Annotated in this window: 12 protein-coding genes; 6 read left to right on the top strand and 6 right to left on the bottom strand. The window is 32.5% G+C overall.

Annotated elements, in window-relative coordinates; genetic code table 11:
- The 4 genes from K8Z87_RS04600 to K8Z87_RS04585 are packed head-to-tail and all read right to left on the bottom strand — an operon-like array spanning window position 1 to window position 3,910.
- On the bottom strand, window positions 1-1,125 hold the full coding sequence (locus tag K8Z87_RS04600; protein ID WP_227476310.1) for an aspartate aminotransferase family protein: 1,125 nt from the start codon (window positions 1,123-1,125) through the stop codon (window positions 1-3).
- Between the two features lie 9 nt (window positions 1,126-1,134).
- Window positions 1,135-2,112, bottom strand: coding sequence for an N-acetyl-gamma-glutamyl-phosphate reductase (argC, locus tag K8Z87_RS04595; RefSeq protein ID WP_227476309.1), 978 nt, complete (start codon window positions 2,110-2,112; stop codon window positions 1,135-1,137).
- Window positions 2,109-3,299 carry an argininosuccinate synthase gene (locus tag K8Z87_RS04590; RefSeq protein ID WP_227476308.1) on the bottom strand — a complete coding sequence of 397 codons (1,191 nt, stop codon included), beginning with the start codon at window positions 3,297-3,299 and terminating at the stop codon, window positions 2,109-2,111. Before K8Z87_RS04590 ends, argC begins: the two co-directional genes overlap by 4 nt.
- Entirely contained in the window at window positions 3,296-3,910 is a 615-nt protein-coding gene (locus tag K8Z87_RS04585) for a GNAT family N-acetyltransferase (protein WP_227476307.1), read from the bottom strand. The genes K8Z87_RS04590 and K8Z87_RS04585 overlap by 4 nt, the downstream gene beginning before the upstream one ends.
- Window positions 3,911-4,337: 427 nt before the next feature.
- Here K8Z87_RS04585 and K8Z87_RS04580 point away from each other — a divergent pair, with 427 nt between their 5' ends.
- Together K8Z87_RS04580 and metK are read left to right on the top strand one after the other, a co-directional pair.
- A complete protein-coding gene (locus K8Z87_RS04580) occupies window positions 4,338-4,811 on the top strand; it encodes a DUF302 domain-containing protein (protein ID WP_227476306.1) in 474 nt (157 codons plus the stop codon).
- A gap of 272 nt (window positions 4,812-5,083) precedes the next feature.
- The gene (gene metK, locus K8Z87_RS04575) at window positions 5,084-6,337 is read left to right on the top strand and encodes a methionine adenosyltransferase (RefSeq protein ID WP_227476305.1); all 1,254 of its coding nucleotides are present in this window, start codon (window positions 5,084-5,086) and stop codon (window positions 6,335-6,337) included.
- Between the two features lie 77 nt (window positions 6,338-6,414).
- On the opposite strand, the gene K8Z87_RS04570 is transcribed toward metK, so the two are convergent.
- Both K8Z87_RS04570 and K8Z87_RS04565 read right to left on the bottom strand, forming a co-directional pair.
- A complete protein-coding gene (locus K8Z87_RS04570) occupies window positions 6,415-8,907 on the bottom strand; it encodes a sodium-translocating pyrophosphatase (protein ID WP_227476304.1) in 2,493 nt (830 codons plus the stop codon).
- 118 nt (window positions 8,908-9,025) lie between these two features.
- Window positions 9,026-9,553: an inorganic diphosphatase gene (locus K8Z87_RS04565; RefSeq protein WP_227476303.1), complete on the bottom strand. Its 528-nt coding sequence runs from the start codon at window positions 9,551-9,553 to the stop codon at window positions 9,026-9,028.
- 130 nt (window positions 9,554-9,683) lie between these two features.
- On the opposite strand from K8Z87_RS04565, the gene K8Z87_RS04560 reads away from it, so the two are divergent.
- The 4 genes from K8Z87_RS04560 (at window position 9,684) to K8Z87_RS04545 (ending at window position 16,344) form a co-directional block, all read left to right on the top strand.
- Window positions 9,684-10,943, top strand: a complete 1,260-nt coding sequence (locus tag K8Z87_RS04560) for a carboxypeptidase-like regulatory domain-containing protein (protein WP_227476302.1) — start codon at window positions 9,684-9,686, stop codon at window positions 10,941-10,943.
- A gap of 61 nt (window positions 10,944-11,004) precedes the next feature.
- Window positions 11,005-13,230, top strand: coding sequence for a M1 family metallopeptidase (locus K8Z87_RS04555; RefSeq protein WP_227476301.1), 2,226 nt, complete (start codon window positions 11,005-11,007; stop codon window positions 13,228-13,230).
- A gap of 12 nt (window positions 13,231-13,242) precedes the next feature.
- Window positions 13,243-13,863, top strand: a complete 621-nt coding sequence (locus K8Z87_RS04550; protein ID WP_227476300.1) for a hypothetical protein — start codon at window positions 13,243-13,245, stop codon at window positions 13,861-13,863.
- 24 nt (window positions 13,864-13,887) lie between these two features.
- The gene (locus tag K8Z87_RS04545) at window positions 13,888-16,344 is read left to right on the top strand and encodes a hypothetical protein (RefSeq protein ID WP_227476299.1); all 2,457 of its coding nucleotides are present in this window, start codon (window positions 13,888-13,890) and stop codon (window positions 16,342-16,344) included.
- Window positions 16,345-16,347 lie beyond the last annotated feature (3 nt).

Raw genomic sequence — 16,347 nt, 5'->3', positions numbered from 1 at the left:
CTATAATTCTTTATTTAAAGCATCAAATAAAATATCTAGATGCTGTTTTTGAATGGTTAATGGCGGAAGGATTCTGAGTAGGTTTGCGTTTTTAGAATTTCCTGTGAAAATTTTATGTTTATAAATCAGCGCCTTTCGTAATTCGGCAATTGGAAAATCAAATTCTAAACCCAACATCAATCCTCGACCTTTAATCTGTTTTAATTTTGGAAGCGTTTTGGCTTTTTCAATAAAGTATTGAGATACTGTGTTTACATTTTGCATTAATTGCTCTTTTTTTAAAACCTCTAAAACTGAAAGTGAAGCTTTACATGCAAGGTGATTACCCCCGAAAGTGGTTCCTAATAAACCATAATTTGCTTTAATTTTTTGATGAATTAAAATACCCCCAACAGGAAACCCATTACCCATGCCTTTAGCCATAGAAATAATATCTGGTGTAATGTTATGTTTTTGAAATGCGAAAAAATCGCCCGTTCTACCAAACCCAGATTGCACCTCATCTGCAATAAGCATTACGTTATGTTTATTGCAAATTTTTTCAAGACTTTGATAAAAGATGGTTGTACTTTCATCCAAACCACCAACGCCTTGAATACACTCAATAATTACAGCACAAACAGCTCCTTTTTTTACTGAATGCTCAACTGACTCTATATCACCTAAATCAAAAAATAGTGCTTGCTGTTGTGCATTAATCGGTGCTATAATTTTAGAGTTATCTGTTGCCGCTACAGCAGCCGATGTACGCCCATGGAATCCGTTTTTAAACGCAATTATTTTTTTGTTTCCTGTATGAAATGATGCTAATTTCAAAGCATTTTCATTAGCTTCGGCACCAGAATTACACAAAAACAATTTATAGTCATTGCTACCAGATAATTCTATTATTCTTTCTGCAAGTTCTTCTTGTAATGGGTTTTTAATTGAGTTACTATAAAATCCTAAGTTTTTAAGCTGATCAGAAATGTTTTTTACATATTGAGGGTGCGAATGTCCTATTGAGATGACCGCGTGCCCTCCATATAAATCAAGATATTGATTGTCATTTTCATCATAAACCCATACATCTTTAGCCTTAGTAGGCGTTATATTAAATAAAGGATATACATCAAATAAATTCATAACTGTGATTTAGAAATAAGTTGCTTTTAATTGTAATCCTTCTGTTTCCTCAAAACCAAACATTAAGTTCATGTTTTGTATCGCTTGTCCTGACGCTCCTTTTAATAAATTATCAATACAACTGGTTATTAATAATCTACCTTCATGTTTATGTAAATGAAGCAGGCAGTTATTGGTGTTTACAACCTGTTTTAGGTGTAATTGGTTTTCGCTAACATGTGTAAAAGAAGCATCTTGATAAAATGTTTTATAGATGCCCTTTGCTTCTGATAAATCACCTTTAAAAGTGGTGTATAGCGTTGCAAAAATTCCTCTTGAGAAATTACCACGGTTTGGCATAAATAAAAGCTCTGAATTAAATGCGTTTTGCAATTGCACAACACTTTGATGTATTTCTTCCAAATGTTGATGTACAAATGGTTTGTAATATGAAAAGTTATTGTCTCGCCATGCAAAATGAGTTGTCTTACCTAATGATGCGCCTGCTCCAGTAGATCCAGTCACTGCGTTTATGTGTACATCGTTTTTTAGTAATTGATGCTTTGCCAATGGTAATAATGCTAATTGAATAGTAGTGGCAAAACATCCAGGGTTTGCTATAAAATCAGCATTTTTAATTTGCTCTTTTTGCAATTCTGGCAAACCGTAAACAAATTCTTTTTTATTAAAAATAGCATCCTTTTTAAGCCTAAAATCATTACTTAAGTCAATAATTTTTGTATGTTCTGAAAATGTATGTTGTTTTAAAAATGATTTTGAATTTCCATGACCTAAACATAGAAATAGAACATCAATATTAGTATTAACTGTATCTGTAAACTTTGCATCAACACTTCCAATTAAATCCTGATGTACATCACTAATGGGGTTACCAGCATTAGAAGTGCTATACACAAAATTGATTTCTGCTTTAGAGTGGTGAATTAATAACCTAATCAATTCTCCTGCTGTATATCCAGCGCCACCTATGATTCCTACTTGTATCATTCGTTTATGCTTTGATAGATTTTACTTTGATTTCCATAAATTTTAATAAAGCCTTTCGCTTCTTGAGCAGTCCAACCTTTGTTTTCTTCGCCATAACTTCCAAACTTAGCATGCATTAAATCGTGTTTAGAGTCAATACCATCTAAACTGAAATGATATGGTTTTAAAGTCACAAATACATCTCCTGATACTTGCTTTTGACTACTACTTAAAAACGCTTCTAGGTCTCTCATTACAGGATCTAAATACAAACCTTCATGCAAATGCATGCCATACCAATTTGCCATGTAATCTTTATGTTGTAATTGCCATTTGGTCAATGTGTGTTTTTCTAGCAAATGATGTGCTTTAATTATAATTGTTGCCGCTGCGGCTTCAAAACCTACTCTACCTTTAATACCAACAATAGTGTCTCCAACATGTATATCCCTACCAATTGCATATTTTGAAGCCAGATCGTTTAATATGTCTATATTATTTTCAGAAGTGTTTTCGATACCATTAAATGCAATAAACACTCCCTTATCAAAGGTTAATTTCACTTGTTGTTCCTCATCATTTTCCAGTTGTGACGGATATGCCTCCTCTGGTAAGTTTTTATTGGATGTTAGTGTTTCATCACCGCCAACGCTTGTACCCCAAAGCCCTTTATTGATAGAGTATTTTGCCTTTTGCCAAGACATATCTATTCCGTTTTGAATGAGGTAATCAATCTCTTCTTGCCTTGATAATTGTTGATCTCTTATAGGTGTTATGATTTCAATTTCTGGTGCTAGAGTCTGAAAAATCAAATCAAATCGCACTTGATCGTTTCCAGCTCCTGTACTTCCATGTGCTATATATTTAGCATCTATACTTTTTGCATAATTGATAATTTCTATTGCTTGAATAATACGTTCTGCACTCACCGATAATGGATAGGTATTATTTTTTAAGACATTTCCAAAAATGAGATACTTTACAACTTTATTGTAATACGATGTTATAGCATCAATATTTTTATAGGTTATAACGCCCATTTTATAAGCCTTTGCTTCTATGGTTTTTATTTCTTCTTTAGTAAAACCACCCGTATTTACACTTACTGCATGTACCTCAAATCCTTTATCTTTTGATAAATGCACTGCGCAATACGAAGTATCTAATCCACCACTATAGGCCAATACTAGTTTCTTTGATTTGCTCATTTTTTATTCTTTTTTAGAAACAATGTTTGTTTCATGTTTTTTAACCTTGTAAAGGTCTTTTCTTTAACTTCTTTAGATTTTGAGGTTTTGGTTTCTGAGTCATATAGCATACCTGTGCACAAGCACATACTCCTATCGGTGCGTTGCAATACATCATAGTTTTTACAAGTTTGACAACCTTTCCAAAATGATTCGTCTGTAGTAAGCTCAGAGAATGTAACAGGCTTGTAACCTAGCTCACTGTTTATTTTCATTACAGCAAGTCCTGTTGTAATTCCAAATAATTTTGCGTTTGGAAATTTTTTAACTGAATGCTCAAATATCTTTTTCTTTATTTTTTTTGCTAGACCTTGATTTCTATAATTTTTATGAACTATTAATCCCGAATTGGCTACAAATTTATCGTGCCCCCAAGATTCGATATAACAAAAACCAGCAAAGGTTTTACCATCCAAAGCAATAACAGCATTACCTTTTTCAATCTTAGAAATAATATACTTTGGCTGCCGTTTCGCTATGCCTGTACCTCGCACTTTAGCAGCATCAGAAATGGTTTCGCAAATGATATCTGCGTATACAATATGTGTTTTATCAGCAATAATGACTTTCATTATCTTGACTTTTAATTAAACTATTTTTAAAATTTGTTTTGAAAAGAAGAACCGGACACACCTAAGTTCTTAGAATAAAGTACACGCCTTAGCGACGGCGAAAGAAAAAACGACGACGTATGGTTTTGTTATTATTAAAAATAACTAAAGTTTGAAAAAATGATATTGAGAAAAAATGATACAAGGTTAAAATAAAATAATTACGTTACTGATTAAACTAAGGTTCTAGTATTAACAGCGACAGCGGCGTTTGCGTAATTGTATTTTATTTTCAATAGTATTCACGAGCCAAATATATAAATTGTTTTAATATTTTTTTAAAAAAATCTACATTATTTAAAATCATTTTATAATCCTTGTTAACTTTAAATTATTTTCTCTACTAATAATCATATCTTTAAAAAGTAAATTTTAAAATATCAACAAAATGAAATATCGTTTCGCTTTTATCAGTTTAATGATTATAACATTAACTTCTTGTAATACTAAAAACATGGATACAAACAACGGCTTAATTATTAAAGAAAGTCCTTATGACTTTGATACAACTTACACCAAATTAAGATCTATCATTGATACTAACCCAAATCTTAAAATTATTTTAGAATTAGATCATAGTAGAAATGCAGCTTCGGTAGATTTAAATCTTAATCCTACACGTATTATATTATTTGGTAATCCAAAACTAGGAACACCTCTAATGCAAACTAGCCAAACTGTAAGTATTGATTTGCCTCAAAAAATTATTGTTTATGTCAATGATAGTGGTAATGTAAATATTGCATATAATGATCCATCTTACCTTAAAAGCAGACATCAAATAGAAGGTAAGGATGATATTTTAGCCAAAGTAAGTGGAGCTTTAAATGCTATTACAGATAAGGTTATAAGTGCAGAATAATCTTTAGTTTAAGGTTACTATAACTTTTACAAAATTTTATCTTTTATTTTTAATTGGTTTCGTTTTATGAGTACTTTGATTTTTGTATTTTTGAAATCTTAAAAAATAGAGGACAGATTTGACTGATTGCAACCTCTAGTGCTGAACTTGTTTCAGCACCTGTCACTAATTACAGACAGATTCCGAAACAAAGTTCGGGATTAAATGCTAAAGGCAGTGTAAACTTCTTTAGACATTTTCGTCAAATCTGCAATAAATAATAGAAATAGAATATGGCATATTTATTTACTTCAGAAAGTGTTTCTGAAGGACACCCAGATAAAGTAGCAGATCAAATTAGTGATGCGTTAATTGATAATTTTTTAGCATTCGATCCAGAATCGAAAGTAGCTTGTGAAACACTTGTAACTACAGGTCAAGTTATATTAGCTGGTGAAGTAAAATCTAACACGTATTTAGATGTGCAAAAAATTGCAAGAGATACTATTAATAAAATTGGCTATACTAAAAGCGAATATATGTTTGATGGTAATTCTTGTGGTGTGTTTTCTGCAATACACGAACAATCTGAAGATATAAATCGTGGAGTTGACCGTGAATCTAAAGAAGAACAAGGCGCAGGTGACCAAGGTATGATGTTTGGTTATGCTTCTAGAGAAACAGAAAATTTTATGCCTTTAGCTTTAGATTTATCGCATAAAATTTTAATTGAGCTTGCTGAATTAAGAAGAGAAAATAAAGATATTACTTATCTACGTCCAGATTCTAAGAGTCAAGTGACTATTGAATATAGTGATGATAATATACCTCAACGTATTGATGCTATTGTAGTTTCTACGCAGCATGATGATTTTGCATCTGACGATGTTATGCTTGCAAAAATCAGAAAAGATATTGTTGATATTCTAATCCCGAGAGTTAAAGCGCAACTTCCTGAAAATATTCAAATACTATTTAATGACGACATTACGTATCATATAAATCCAACAGGAAAATTTGTTATCGGTGGTCCACATGGTGATACAGGATTAACAGGACGTAAAATTATTGTAGACACTTATGGCGGAAAAGGCGCTCATGGTGGTGGCGCATTTTCAGGAAAAGACCCAAGTAAAGTAGATAGAAGTGCTGCTTATGCAACGCGCCATATAGCTAAGAATTTAGTTGCTGCTGGTATTTGCAATGAAGTATTAGTGCAAGTAAGTTATGCTATTGGAGTTGTACAACCAACTTCTATTTTAGTAGACACGTATGGCACATGCCCTTTTAATATGACAGATAGTGAAATTTCTGAAAGAGTAAAAGATATCTTTGACATGCGTCCAGCTTCTATTGAATCGCGTTTAAAACTACGTCAACCTATGTATAGCGAAACAGCTGCTTATGGACATATGGGAAGGCAAAATGAAATCGTATCTAAAATATTTGTACAACCTCATGGTGAATCTAAAACTATAGATGTTGAATTATTTACATGGGAAAAATTAGATTACGTCGATAAGGTAAAAATAGCTTTTGGATTATAATTTATTACTGATTATAATATAAAGAAAAACCACGTCAAAGACGTGGTTTTTTTATAAGTATATTAAATACGATCTCTTTATTTAATTGCTTTCTTTACTTTTTCTTTAGCTTCTTTTGACATTTTCTCAAAGGCTTCAATTTTAGCTTTCACTTCTTCCTCTGTACCTTCAAAAACTTTTTCAGTAACAGTATCTTCTCCATTCTTTGTAATCGTTGTTGTAAAAATAGCTTTTGCCAATCCATCTTCTTCTTTAGTCATTTTTACTTCAACACGCTTTTCTATAGATTTAGCTTCGTCCGAAAACTCCATCTCCTTAGCTTCAGCTATATTATGCTTAACACCATTATTATCAATCCAAACATTTTCTTTCTCATTTACCATTGCTAGACCTTCTTCTGTATGACCTCCTAAAATTGGAGCTACTACTAAACCTATTAAACACGTTAATTTAATTAAGATGTTCATTGATGGTCCTGAAGTATCTTTAAATGGGTCTCCAACTGTATCTCCAGTTACTGCTGCTTTATGCGCATCAGAACCTTTAAATGTCATTTCACCATTAATTTCAACACCTGCTTCAAAAGATTTCTTAGCATTATCCCATGCACCACCAGCGTTGTTCTGAAAGATAGCCCATAACACACCAGATACCGTAACACCTGCCATATAGCCTCCTAACATTTCGGCAATAGCTTGATTATCCATTCCAAATAACATAGGTACAAATGCAATAATTAATGGGAATCCGATAGTTAATAAACCAGGTAACATCATTTCTTTTAAAGATGCTTTAGTAGAAATTGCGACACATTTATCATATTCTGGTTTCCCAGTACCTTCCATAATTCCAGGAATCTCTCTAAACTGACGACGAACCTCTTCTACCATTTCCATGGCAGCTTTACCTACAGCATTCATTGCTAAAGCAGAGAATACTACTGGTACCATACCACCAACAAATAACATTGCTAATACTGGTGCTTTAAAAATATTAATACCATCAATTCCTGTAAACGTTACATAAGCAGCAAATAATGCTAATGACGTTAATGCAGCAGAAGCGATCGCAAAACCTTTTCCTGTTGCTGCCGTTGTATTACCAACTGAATCTAAGATATCTGTACGTTCTCTAACGATTGGTTCTTGTTCGCTCATTTCAGCAATACCACCAGCGTTATCAGAAATTGGCCCGAAAGCATCAATTGCCAACTGCATAGCTGTTGTAGCCATCATCGCAGAAGCTGCTAAAGCAACACCATAGAATCCAGCAAAAGCATAAGATGCCCATATTGCTCCAGCAAATAATAATACTGAAGGGAAAGTAGAAATCATTCCAGTCGCTAAACCAGCAATAATGTTTGTTCCTGCTCCAGTAGACGATTGTTGAACAATATTTAAAATTGGTTTTTTGCCTAATCCTGTATAATATTCAGTAACTGAAGAAATAACTGCTCCTACCGTTAAACCAACTAAGGTTGCATAAAACACACGCATAGAAGAAATTTCAACTAAACCTTCACCAAAGAAGTTCATTTGCATTGTTTCTGGTAACATCCAAGTTACTAAAGCAAAACATGATATAGCAACTAAAACAATAGATGTCCAGTTACCAATATTTAAAGCTCCCATAACTTGAGCTTCTTTAGCATCGTTACTTTTTATTTTCACCAACATGGTTCCAATAATAGAAATTATGATTCCTGCGCCAGCTATTGCCATTGGCAATAAAATTGGCCCGATACCTCCAAAGGCTTCACCGATATTACCTCCCATATCTTTAATCACATAGTTACCTAAAACCATTGCTGCTAATACTGTTGCTACATAAGATCCAAACAAATCGGCTCCCATACCTGCAACATCACCTACATTATCACCTACATTATCTGCAATAGTTGCTGGGTTACGAGGATCATCTTCTGGTATACCTGCTTCTACTTTACCTACTAAATCAGCTCCTACATCAGCAGCTTTAGTATAGATACCGCCACCTACTCTTGCAAATAATGCGATAGATTCAGCTCCTAGAGAAAAACCAGCTAATGTTTCTAATACAATAGTCATATCCATTGTATTTGTCCATTCGCTCCCCATAAAAAACCAAAAGAAAAATATAAAGAATGCTGTTAAACCTAATACGGCTAAACCTGCAACACCAAGTCCCATTACAGTACCACCTCCAAAAGAGATTTTAAGTGCGTTAGGTAAACTTGTACGTGCAGCTTGAGTTGTTCTTACATTAGTCTTTGTTGCGATTTTCATTCCAATATTTCCTGCAAATGCAGAGAATACTGCACCAAAAACAAAAGCAATTACAATTAACCAATGTGTTGTTGGTACTATAAAAGACACTGCAGTTAACGCTGCAGCTACAATAAGAACAAAAACAGCAAGCAACCTATATTCTGCATTTAAGAAAGCAAGTGCTCCTTCGTAAATATGATCTGAAATTTCTTTCATTTTACCATCTCCAGCATCTTGTTTCATTACCCAAGATTGTTTTACAATCATATAGATTAATCCTAAAAACGCCAAAGCTATTGGCATGTAAATCATCAGTGATTCCATATTATAGTTTTTAATTTGATTTATTATTTTGCTCGGCAAAAGTAGTAAAATCAATGAGAATTAAAAAACCCTTCTATATCTAATACAGAAGGGTTTCTATAATTATATTTTAGAACTTCTAAATTGTAAAATCTTTATTTACTTTATGTTCGCTATTCTCATAACGTTCAATACATTTATGAAGAATATCATAGGCTTCAGAAGCATCTCCCCAACCACCAACATCTACTTTTTTCTTTTCCAAATCTTTATAAACTTGAAAGAAATGTGTAATTTCTTTTTTACGATGAGGATTTAAGTCTGTAATATCGTTATAACTATTCCAGATAGGATCTGTTACAGGTACACAAATTAATTTTTCATCAGGTCCTTTTTCATCTGCCATATGGAAAACACCTATTGGTTTTACTTCCATTACACACATAGGAAACGTAGGCTCTGTTCCCATTACCAATACATCTAATGGATCTCCATCTAAAGCTAAAGTTTCTGGAATAAATCCATAATCTCCAGGATACATCATTGAAGAGAATAACATACGGTCAAAACGTATTTTTTGCAACTCAAAATCGTATTCGTATTTATTACGACTCCCTTTTGGGATTTCTATTAAAACATCGAATGTTAGTTTACCTTTTGGACTCATTAAAATGTATTTTTATTTCCACAAAAAAGGAAATCTTATTATTAATTCTTGAAAATTTCGGGCTGCAAAGATAATCTAATGTTTATCTTTAACAACCTATTTATTAGGTTTATTAAATTAAAAATATGACATGAAAAAATCTTTAATGACTACATTAATTTGGTGTTTTTTAACATCATTAAGTCATTCAACAGAAAACATTAGACTTACTGGTAAGATTTTAGATGAAGATACTAACGAACCAATTATATACGCTAATATTTTACATCAGCAGAAATCTACAGGCACGTTTTCTGACCAAAATGGTGCTTTTACATTGTTAATAAATAATGGAAGTAAAAGCGATATTATTTTAATATCTCATATTGGATATGAAACTATGTCTTTAACGCTTGAGAAAGCTCAAAAAATCGAAATTTTTAAATTAAAGCCAAATAAGCTTGAAGAAATAATTATTACTTCTAAATCTAAATTTAAGCTAAAACCTTTTATTAGAACATTAGTTAAAACTTATAATGATAATCGGAAAAAGGATCCCCATATAGCTATAGCGTATTATAACGAAAAAGCTAAAAAGAATAATGAACATATCATGTTTATGGAAAGTATCGGTTATTCTGTTTTTTCAGGGAAAATTGGTAACGTTGCCGTATATTCTAATTATAAATTCTTTTTTGACAACAGTAGAGCTTATGTCTCAGACTCTAGGTGGTTAAATGAAAACAAGTTTGCTAATAAACCATCTATGCCTAGCGCCGGAAATAATTTAAGAGCATTGAGAGTGTTAGAACATCAAGGTATTCTATCTAAAGCTAAATTCAATACTTATAATTTTTCACAAGATTCAACCTATTATACGTCAGATGATCGATTAGTACGGCGTATCCATTTTAAAGGAAAAGGTGAAAATGGATTTATAGATGTATACAATTCTAATTATCAAATATTATCTATTGAATATAAAACTAATAATTATTTCAGTGCTTTAAAAAACATGGAACTGAAGGCAGAAATTACAATGCGTTTTAACTATTTTAATGACACACCTTACTTATCTATGGTTAACAGTTATTATAACATAGATCAATTGGAACATTATTGTAACTTAAAAATTATAAATCAAAAATTTGATACTCTAAATTTCTCTGAACAGCAATATTGGAATTTAAATAGATATAATAATGACCCTTATTTACAATATGATTTGAAATTATGGGATGATTTTAATATTGATAATTCCGAATATAAAACAGTTTATAAACAACTTAAATCTAAAGGTATTAATCTAGATAAGAAGTTTTCTGATTATACTCAACGGTGGCTTTCTGGTGAAACTTATGTTAGCGAATTAAGCAGACGTATTATTGAAGATCTAAAAGAAAATTTTTAAGAGTGCTATACTATTTAAATAATTTCTAACTTTACCAATATATACTAATTCATTTCAAATTATGATCCGTACTAACTTAATACTATTATTACTAGTATTTATCTTTTTGTCTCCTTATATCATTGCCCAAAACCAACAATATCAGGGCAAGTTTGAACCTATAGACAACCTCATAAAAGCACCAAATGTATATCGTGCTGCAAGTGGCGCACCTGGAAAGGCCTATTGGCAGCAACGTGCTAACTATAAGATTAAAGCTTCTTTAGATGAAAAAAACAATATGATTTTTGGAGATGAAGTCATTACATATTTTAATAATTCACCAGACGATTTGCGCTATCTATGGATTCAACTAGAACAAAACGTCAACAAAAAAGGAAGCGAAGATTTTAGTTTTGTTCAAGGAAGTGTTCGCGATTCTATAAATACACGACAAATGCAATTATTAACACGTGCTGTTGATTTTCCTGCTGGTTATACTATAAAATATATTAAAGATAATAGAGGCGCAGATATTAAACATATCGTCAATAATACCATGATGAAGGTGCTTCTAAAAACACCTCTAAAATCGGGGGAATCAATGACATTTTCTATTGGTTGGTCTTATCCTATAACAGATAGAGCTAAATTTTTATTGACTCGTGAAGGTTATGAATATTTCCCTGAAGATGACAATACCGTTTATTTAATTGCGCATTGGTTTCCAAGAATGGCAGTTTATAATGATACTGAAGGCTGGCAGAACAAACAATTTAATCGTCTAGGAGAATTTGCCTTAGAATTTGGAGATTACGATGTAGAACTCACTGTGCCTGCAGATCATATCGTTGCTGCTACTGGAGATTTAAAAAACGAAGGTGATGTTTTAACAAAAACACAGCGAGATCGTTTAGCTAAAGCTCGAAAATCTGTAGATAAGCCCATAATGATTGTCACCGAACAAGAAGCGCGTGATAACGAAAAAGACAAAAGTACTTCAACTAAAACTTGGAAATTTAGAGCAGAGAATGTTCGTGATTTTGCTTTTGCTTCTTCTCGAAAATTTATTTGGGATGCACAAGCTGTACCATTAGAAACACATACCGTTATGGCAATGTCTTTCTACCCAAAAGAAGGTTTGCCAGTTTGGAGTGAGTCGTCTACGCTTGCGGTTAAAAATGCATTAGAAATCTATTCTGAAGCTGTTTTTGAATATCCTTATCCTGTTGCTATTTCTGTAAACACTTCTAATATTGGTATGGAGTTTCCTATGATTAGTTTTAATGGAGGTCGCCCTGTTAATGGAAAAATAAGTGAAAATGCAAAAGCAGGAATGATTAGCACTATTGTTCACGAAGTTGGACACAACTGGTTTCCTATGATTGTAAGTTCTGACGAGCGTCAATGGATGTGGATGGACGAAGGTTTAAACACATTTATTCATCAACGTACCATGAAAGAACGATATCCTGACTACAACCATACCACACCTAAAAGTATTGTACCTTTTATGAGCGGAGATCAAAGTATTATGCGTCCTATTATGACGTCTTCAGACAATGAACTTATGACGCAGTTTGGAGCTAACTTCTATCAAAAACCAACGGTTGGCTTACAAATGTTACGTAACTCTATTGTTGGACAAGAATTATTTGACCAAGCCTTTAAAGCTTATGCTAACAGCTGGAAATATAAGCATCCGAACCCTGCTGATTTATTTAGAACACTTGAAGATGCCACTGCCGTAGATTTAGATTGGTTTTACCGCGGATGGTTTTTTACTACTGATAATGTAGACATGGAACTCGCCGATGTAAAATGGTTTACCGTAGAAGATGAAGTTAGTATTGAAAATAAAAGTCAAGCTGTAAAAGCAAATATTAAGGCTGAGAATGGTGGTCATATGGCTAGAGATTTTTCTTCAGGGCCAGAAGTTATTACAATGACCTCAGCACCAGACCAGGCCTATGGACAGTTTTTATCACGTTTAAACGAACCCGAATTACGTAAAGAGTTAAAAGGCAAAAACATCTACGAAATAACAGTAAAAAATGTTGGAGGTTTAGTAATGCCTGTACGTGTAGAATGGCAATTTACGGATGGCACTTCTGAAATTGATACGATTCCTGCCGAAATTTGGAGACATAATGAATATGAAGCTAAGAAAACATTTATTAAATCTAAGCAAGTTAAAAATGTAATCTTAGATCCAAATTTTGAGTTTGCAGATACGAATATGAAAAACAACAGTTTTCCCAAAGTGGAAGAAGCTTCAGATTTTGACAAGTTTAAAAATAAAAATTAGGATTTACACATAATGCAGAAACTTGCATTACATTACAACAATCTACTAAAAGGAAGTTTTGAGTTGAAAAAACTCAACTTCCTTTTTGTTTTTCAGGTCAATTGTCCTGGATGCTTTTTATATGGTATTCCTTTAGTAAATAAACTCTATAAAGAATTTCAAAAAGACATATCATTTTTGGGATTATCTACAGCCTTTGAAAATTTTGATTTAAATACTGCTGCTAATACTAAATTATTGGTTAATAACAATACCATTATTGGCCATACTAAAAAAGCATTAAAAAATCAGGGTTTTGATGAGTATCCATATACAATCGATTTTCCTATTGCCATGGATAAAATAATGAATAATAGTGAAGACCTTGAAAAAGCCATTCTCCATATTTGTTCAATCAACCCTAATTACACTTCTTTTTCATATAGAGAACAATTACTCTTTAAAGCACATGTAAAAGCTTATTTTGAAAAGCTTGAAATTATTTCGATGACTTTCACTCTCAATCAATTAAAGGGAACTCCAAGTTTTATTCTTTTCGATGACAATTATGAAATCTTGTATCATAAATTTGGGCATATTGATAGTAATGAATTAATTGCTCAGTTAAAGAGTTTTGTAAAAACACTATCTTAGAACATTCAATCAACCGCAATATTCATGAAACGATTTTTTATAAGAATTGGTAATTGGTTTAAAGCACGAGCTAAATCTATTACACCTGGTAAAAATGCAGAAAAAGGAGCTTCTACAGTTCTTCTATGTATTACTGCTCTATTATTTTTAGCTTACGGCTTTCTTACATCATATAACATGAAAGATCCATGGATCTTTTTATTTACTATTGTTATAGCTGCTTTAATTGTACTTGCGACGCTTCTTGCTAATTGGTTACTGAAACTTATTTTTAAAATTCCTAAATTTTTCAGATTACTGATTATTGTTTCATATCCATTACTCTTAATGGTTTTATTAGATACAACACTAACATTGGTTGTTATTGTGTTATGCACCTTGTTTGGAGCTTCAATTTATGCCTTGTTTAAAACAAAATTCAAAAATCTAACGCTTCCAAAAAAGATAGTAAGTCTTATTGGGTTTACAGGTGGATTATCAGGAATAATAGCACTAATCGTCTTTTTAAATGCAACAGGCATTGAGGTAGATCCTATAGTAAACGCGGCATATACTTCGGAGACGTCTATTACACATATTACTGAAGCATCTCCTGCTAAAAAAGGAACATATACTGTAAAGTCGTTAACTTATGGTAGTGGAAAAGATAAACATCAAAAACATTTTGGAAAAGATGTTGACATTAAAACAGATTCTGTAAACGGAGTTGCTTTTTTAGATAATTGGGAAGGTATTAGTGGTTGGTGGCGCACAAAATATTGGGGTTTCGATTCTAAAGCACTACCATTAAACGCACAAGTTTGGTATCCTGAAGGCGAAGGCCCTTTTCCTTTAGTATTAATGGTTCATGGCAATCATAGTATGCAAGATTTTTCAGATCCTGGCTATGCTTATCTTGGTGAGTTATTTGCTTCTAGAGGTATTATTGCCGCTTCAGTGGATGAAAATTTCATCAATTTGTCTTGGACCGATATGTTTAGTGATGGATTAACTAAAGAAAATGATGCTAGAGGTTGGATTCTTTTAGAGCATTTAAAACTTTGGCACCAATGGAACGAAGATTCTAATCATCCTTTTTTTAATAAAATAGACACAGAAAATTTAGCTTTAATTGGGCATTCTCGTGGTGGTGAAGCTATAGCTCACGCAGCACTTTTAAACACCTTACCATACTATTCAGACGATGCAACTATTCCTTTAGACTATAATTATAATATAAAATCAATTGTTGCCATTGCACCTGTAGATGGGCAATATGCACCAGGAAATACTAGAACAAAACTTAAAAATGTCGACTATTTTACAATACACGGTGCTCAAGATGGAGACGTATCTTCTTTTGCAGGGTCTCGACAATACGATCGTATAACATATACAGATAGCACTTATCATTTTAAATCTGGCCTCTATGTTTACGGCGCTAACCACGGACAATTTAATACAAGTTGGGGCAATAATGATGTTGGTACACCCTTTACAAAACTTTTAAATTTAGAGCAGTTAATTAGCGCAGAAGATCAGCAAAAAATAGCTAAAGTATATATCAGTGCCTTTTTAGAAACCACCTTAAAAAACAACAAAAGTTACTTACCACTTTTTACAGATGTTAGAACTGGAAAAGATTGGTTGCCAGAAACTATATACCTCAATCAATTTGAAGATTCAAACACGGTATTTACTAATACTTTCGATGAAGACTTTGATGTTACTACTACGACAGTAAAAGATTCCTCTAGTATTACTTCTACTAATTTAACGGTATGGAGTGAAAAACAAATTCCATTAAAACGAGGAAGTAAACCAAATAGAGGTGTCTTTTTGGGTTGGCATTATAAAAAAGAAGATATTAAAACTTGGAAAGCTTTAGACTCTACTGTAACCACACCAGTAAACGACACGCTAATTGCAAGTTATAGTATTAAATTTCCTAAGACTATTACCTCTGTAGATTCGTCTTCTGTATTTGTTTTTTCTATGTCAGAATCTAAAGGCAGTACAAACCCCAAAGCAAGTGGCAAATGGGTTGATGATAAAAATGAAAATGAGGAAAATAACAAGAGTGAAGATGCAAATAAAAATGACAAAAATGTAGAGAATAAAGCATCTAATGAAAACAATGCTAATGAAAAAGAAGCTGAAGAAAGTGATGGTAAAAAGGATGACAAAACCAAAAAAGGAAAAGATCCTATTGATTTTTCAATAGCATTAAAAGATGCTTCAGGTGAGATCGTTTACTTTCCATTAAGTAATTTTTCGGCTTTACAACGTCGACTCGCTGTGAAAGTTTGGAAAAGCGATTACAACGATTCTGCAAAATCTGAAAACGTTATGCAGTTATTTTCTTTTCCTATAGAAGATATGTTGAAGTTGAATTCTAATTTTAATCCTCAACAAATTACCGAAATTCAATTTATTTTTGACCGAACCGATAAAGGTTTAGTTGTCATAGATAATATTGGTTTTATGGAACAGCTTAATTAAAAT

Origin of the sequence: Winogradskyella immobilis, from assembly GCF_021887715.1 — a bacterium.
GTDB lineage: Bacteria > Bacteroidota > Bacteroidia > Flavobacteriales > Flavobacteriaceae > Winogradskyella > Winogradskyella immobilis.
Note: the sequence above shows the minus strand (reverse complement) of the source record. Positions and strands in the feature narration are given on the sequence as shown.

Excerpts from the sequence above, each read along its gene's own strand:
- K8Z87_RS04600 (WP_227476310.1), bottom strand. The coding sequence starts at position 1,125 with ATGAATTTATTTGATGTATATCCTTTATTTAATATAACGCCTACTAAG.
- argC (WP_227476309.1), bottom strand. The coding sequence starts at position 2,112 with ATGATACAAGTAGGAATCATAGGTGGCGCTGGATATACAGCAGGAGAA.
- K8Z87_RS04590 (WP_227476308.1), bottom strand. The coding sequence starts at position 3,299 with ATGAGCAAATCAAAGAAACTAGTATTGGCCTATAGTGGTGGATTAGAT.
- K8Z87_RS04585 (WP_227476307.1), bottom strand. The coding sequence starts at position 3,910 with ATGAAAGTCATTATTGCTGATAAAACACATATTGTATACGCAGATATC.
- K8Z87_RS04580 (WP_227476306.1), top strand. The coding sequence starts at position 4,338 with ATGAAATATCGTTTCGCTTTTATCAGTTTAATGATTATAACATTAACT.
- metK (WP_227476305.1), top strand. The coding sequence starts at position 5,084 with ATGGCATATTTATTTACTTCAGAAAGTGTTTCTGAAGGACACCCAGAT.
- K8Z87_RS04570 (WP_227476304.1), bottom strand. The coding sequence starts at position 8,907 with ATGGAATCACTGATGATTTACATGCCAATAGCTTTGGCGTTTTTAGGA.
- K8Z87_RS04565 (WP_227476303.1), bottom strand. The coding sequence starts at position 9,553 with ATGAGTCCAAAAGGTAAACTAACATTCGATGTTTTAATAGAAATCCCA.
- K8Z87_RS04560 (WP_227476302.1), top strand. The coding sequence starts at position 9,684 with ATGAAAAAATCTTTAATGACTACATTAATTTGGTGTTTTTTAACATCA.
- K8Z87_RS04555 (WP_227476301.1), top strand. The coding sequence starts at position 11,005 with ATGATCCGTACTAACTTAATACTATTATTACTAGTATTTATCTTTTTG.
- K8Z87_RS04550 (WP_227476300.1), top strand. The coding sequence starts at position 13,243 with ATGCAGAAACTTGCATTACATTACAACAATCTACTAAAAGGAAGTTTT.
- K8Z87_RS04545 (WP_227476299.1), top strand. The coding sequence starts at position 13,888 with ATGAAACGATTTTTTATAAGAATTGGTAATTGGTTTAAAGCACGAGCT.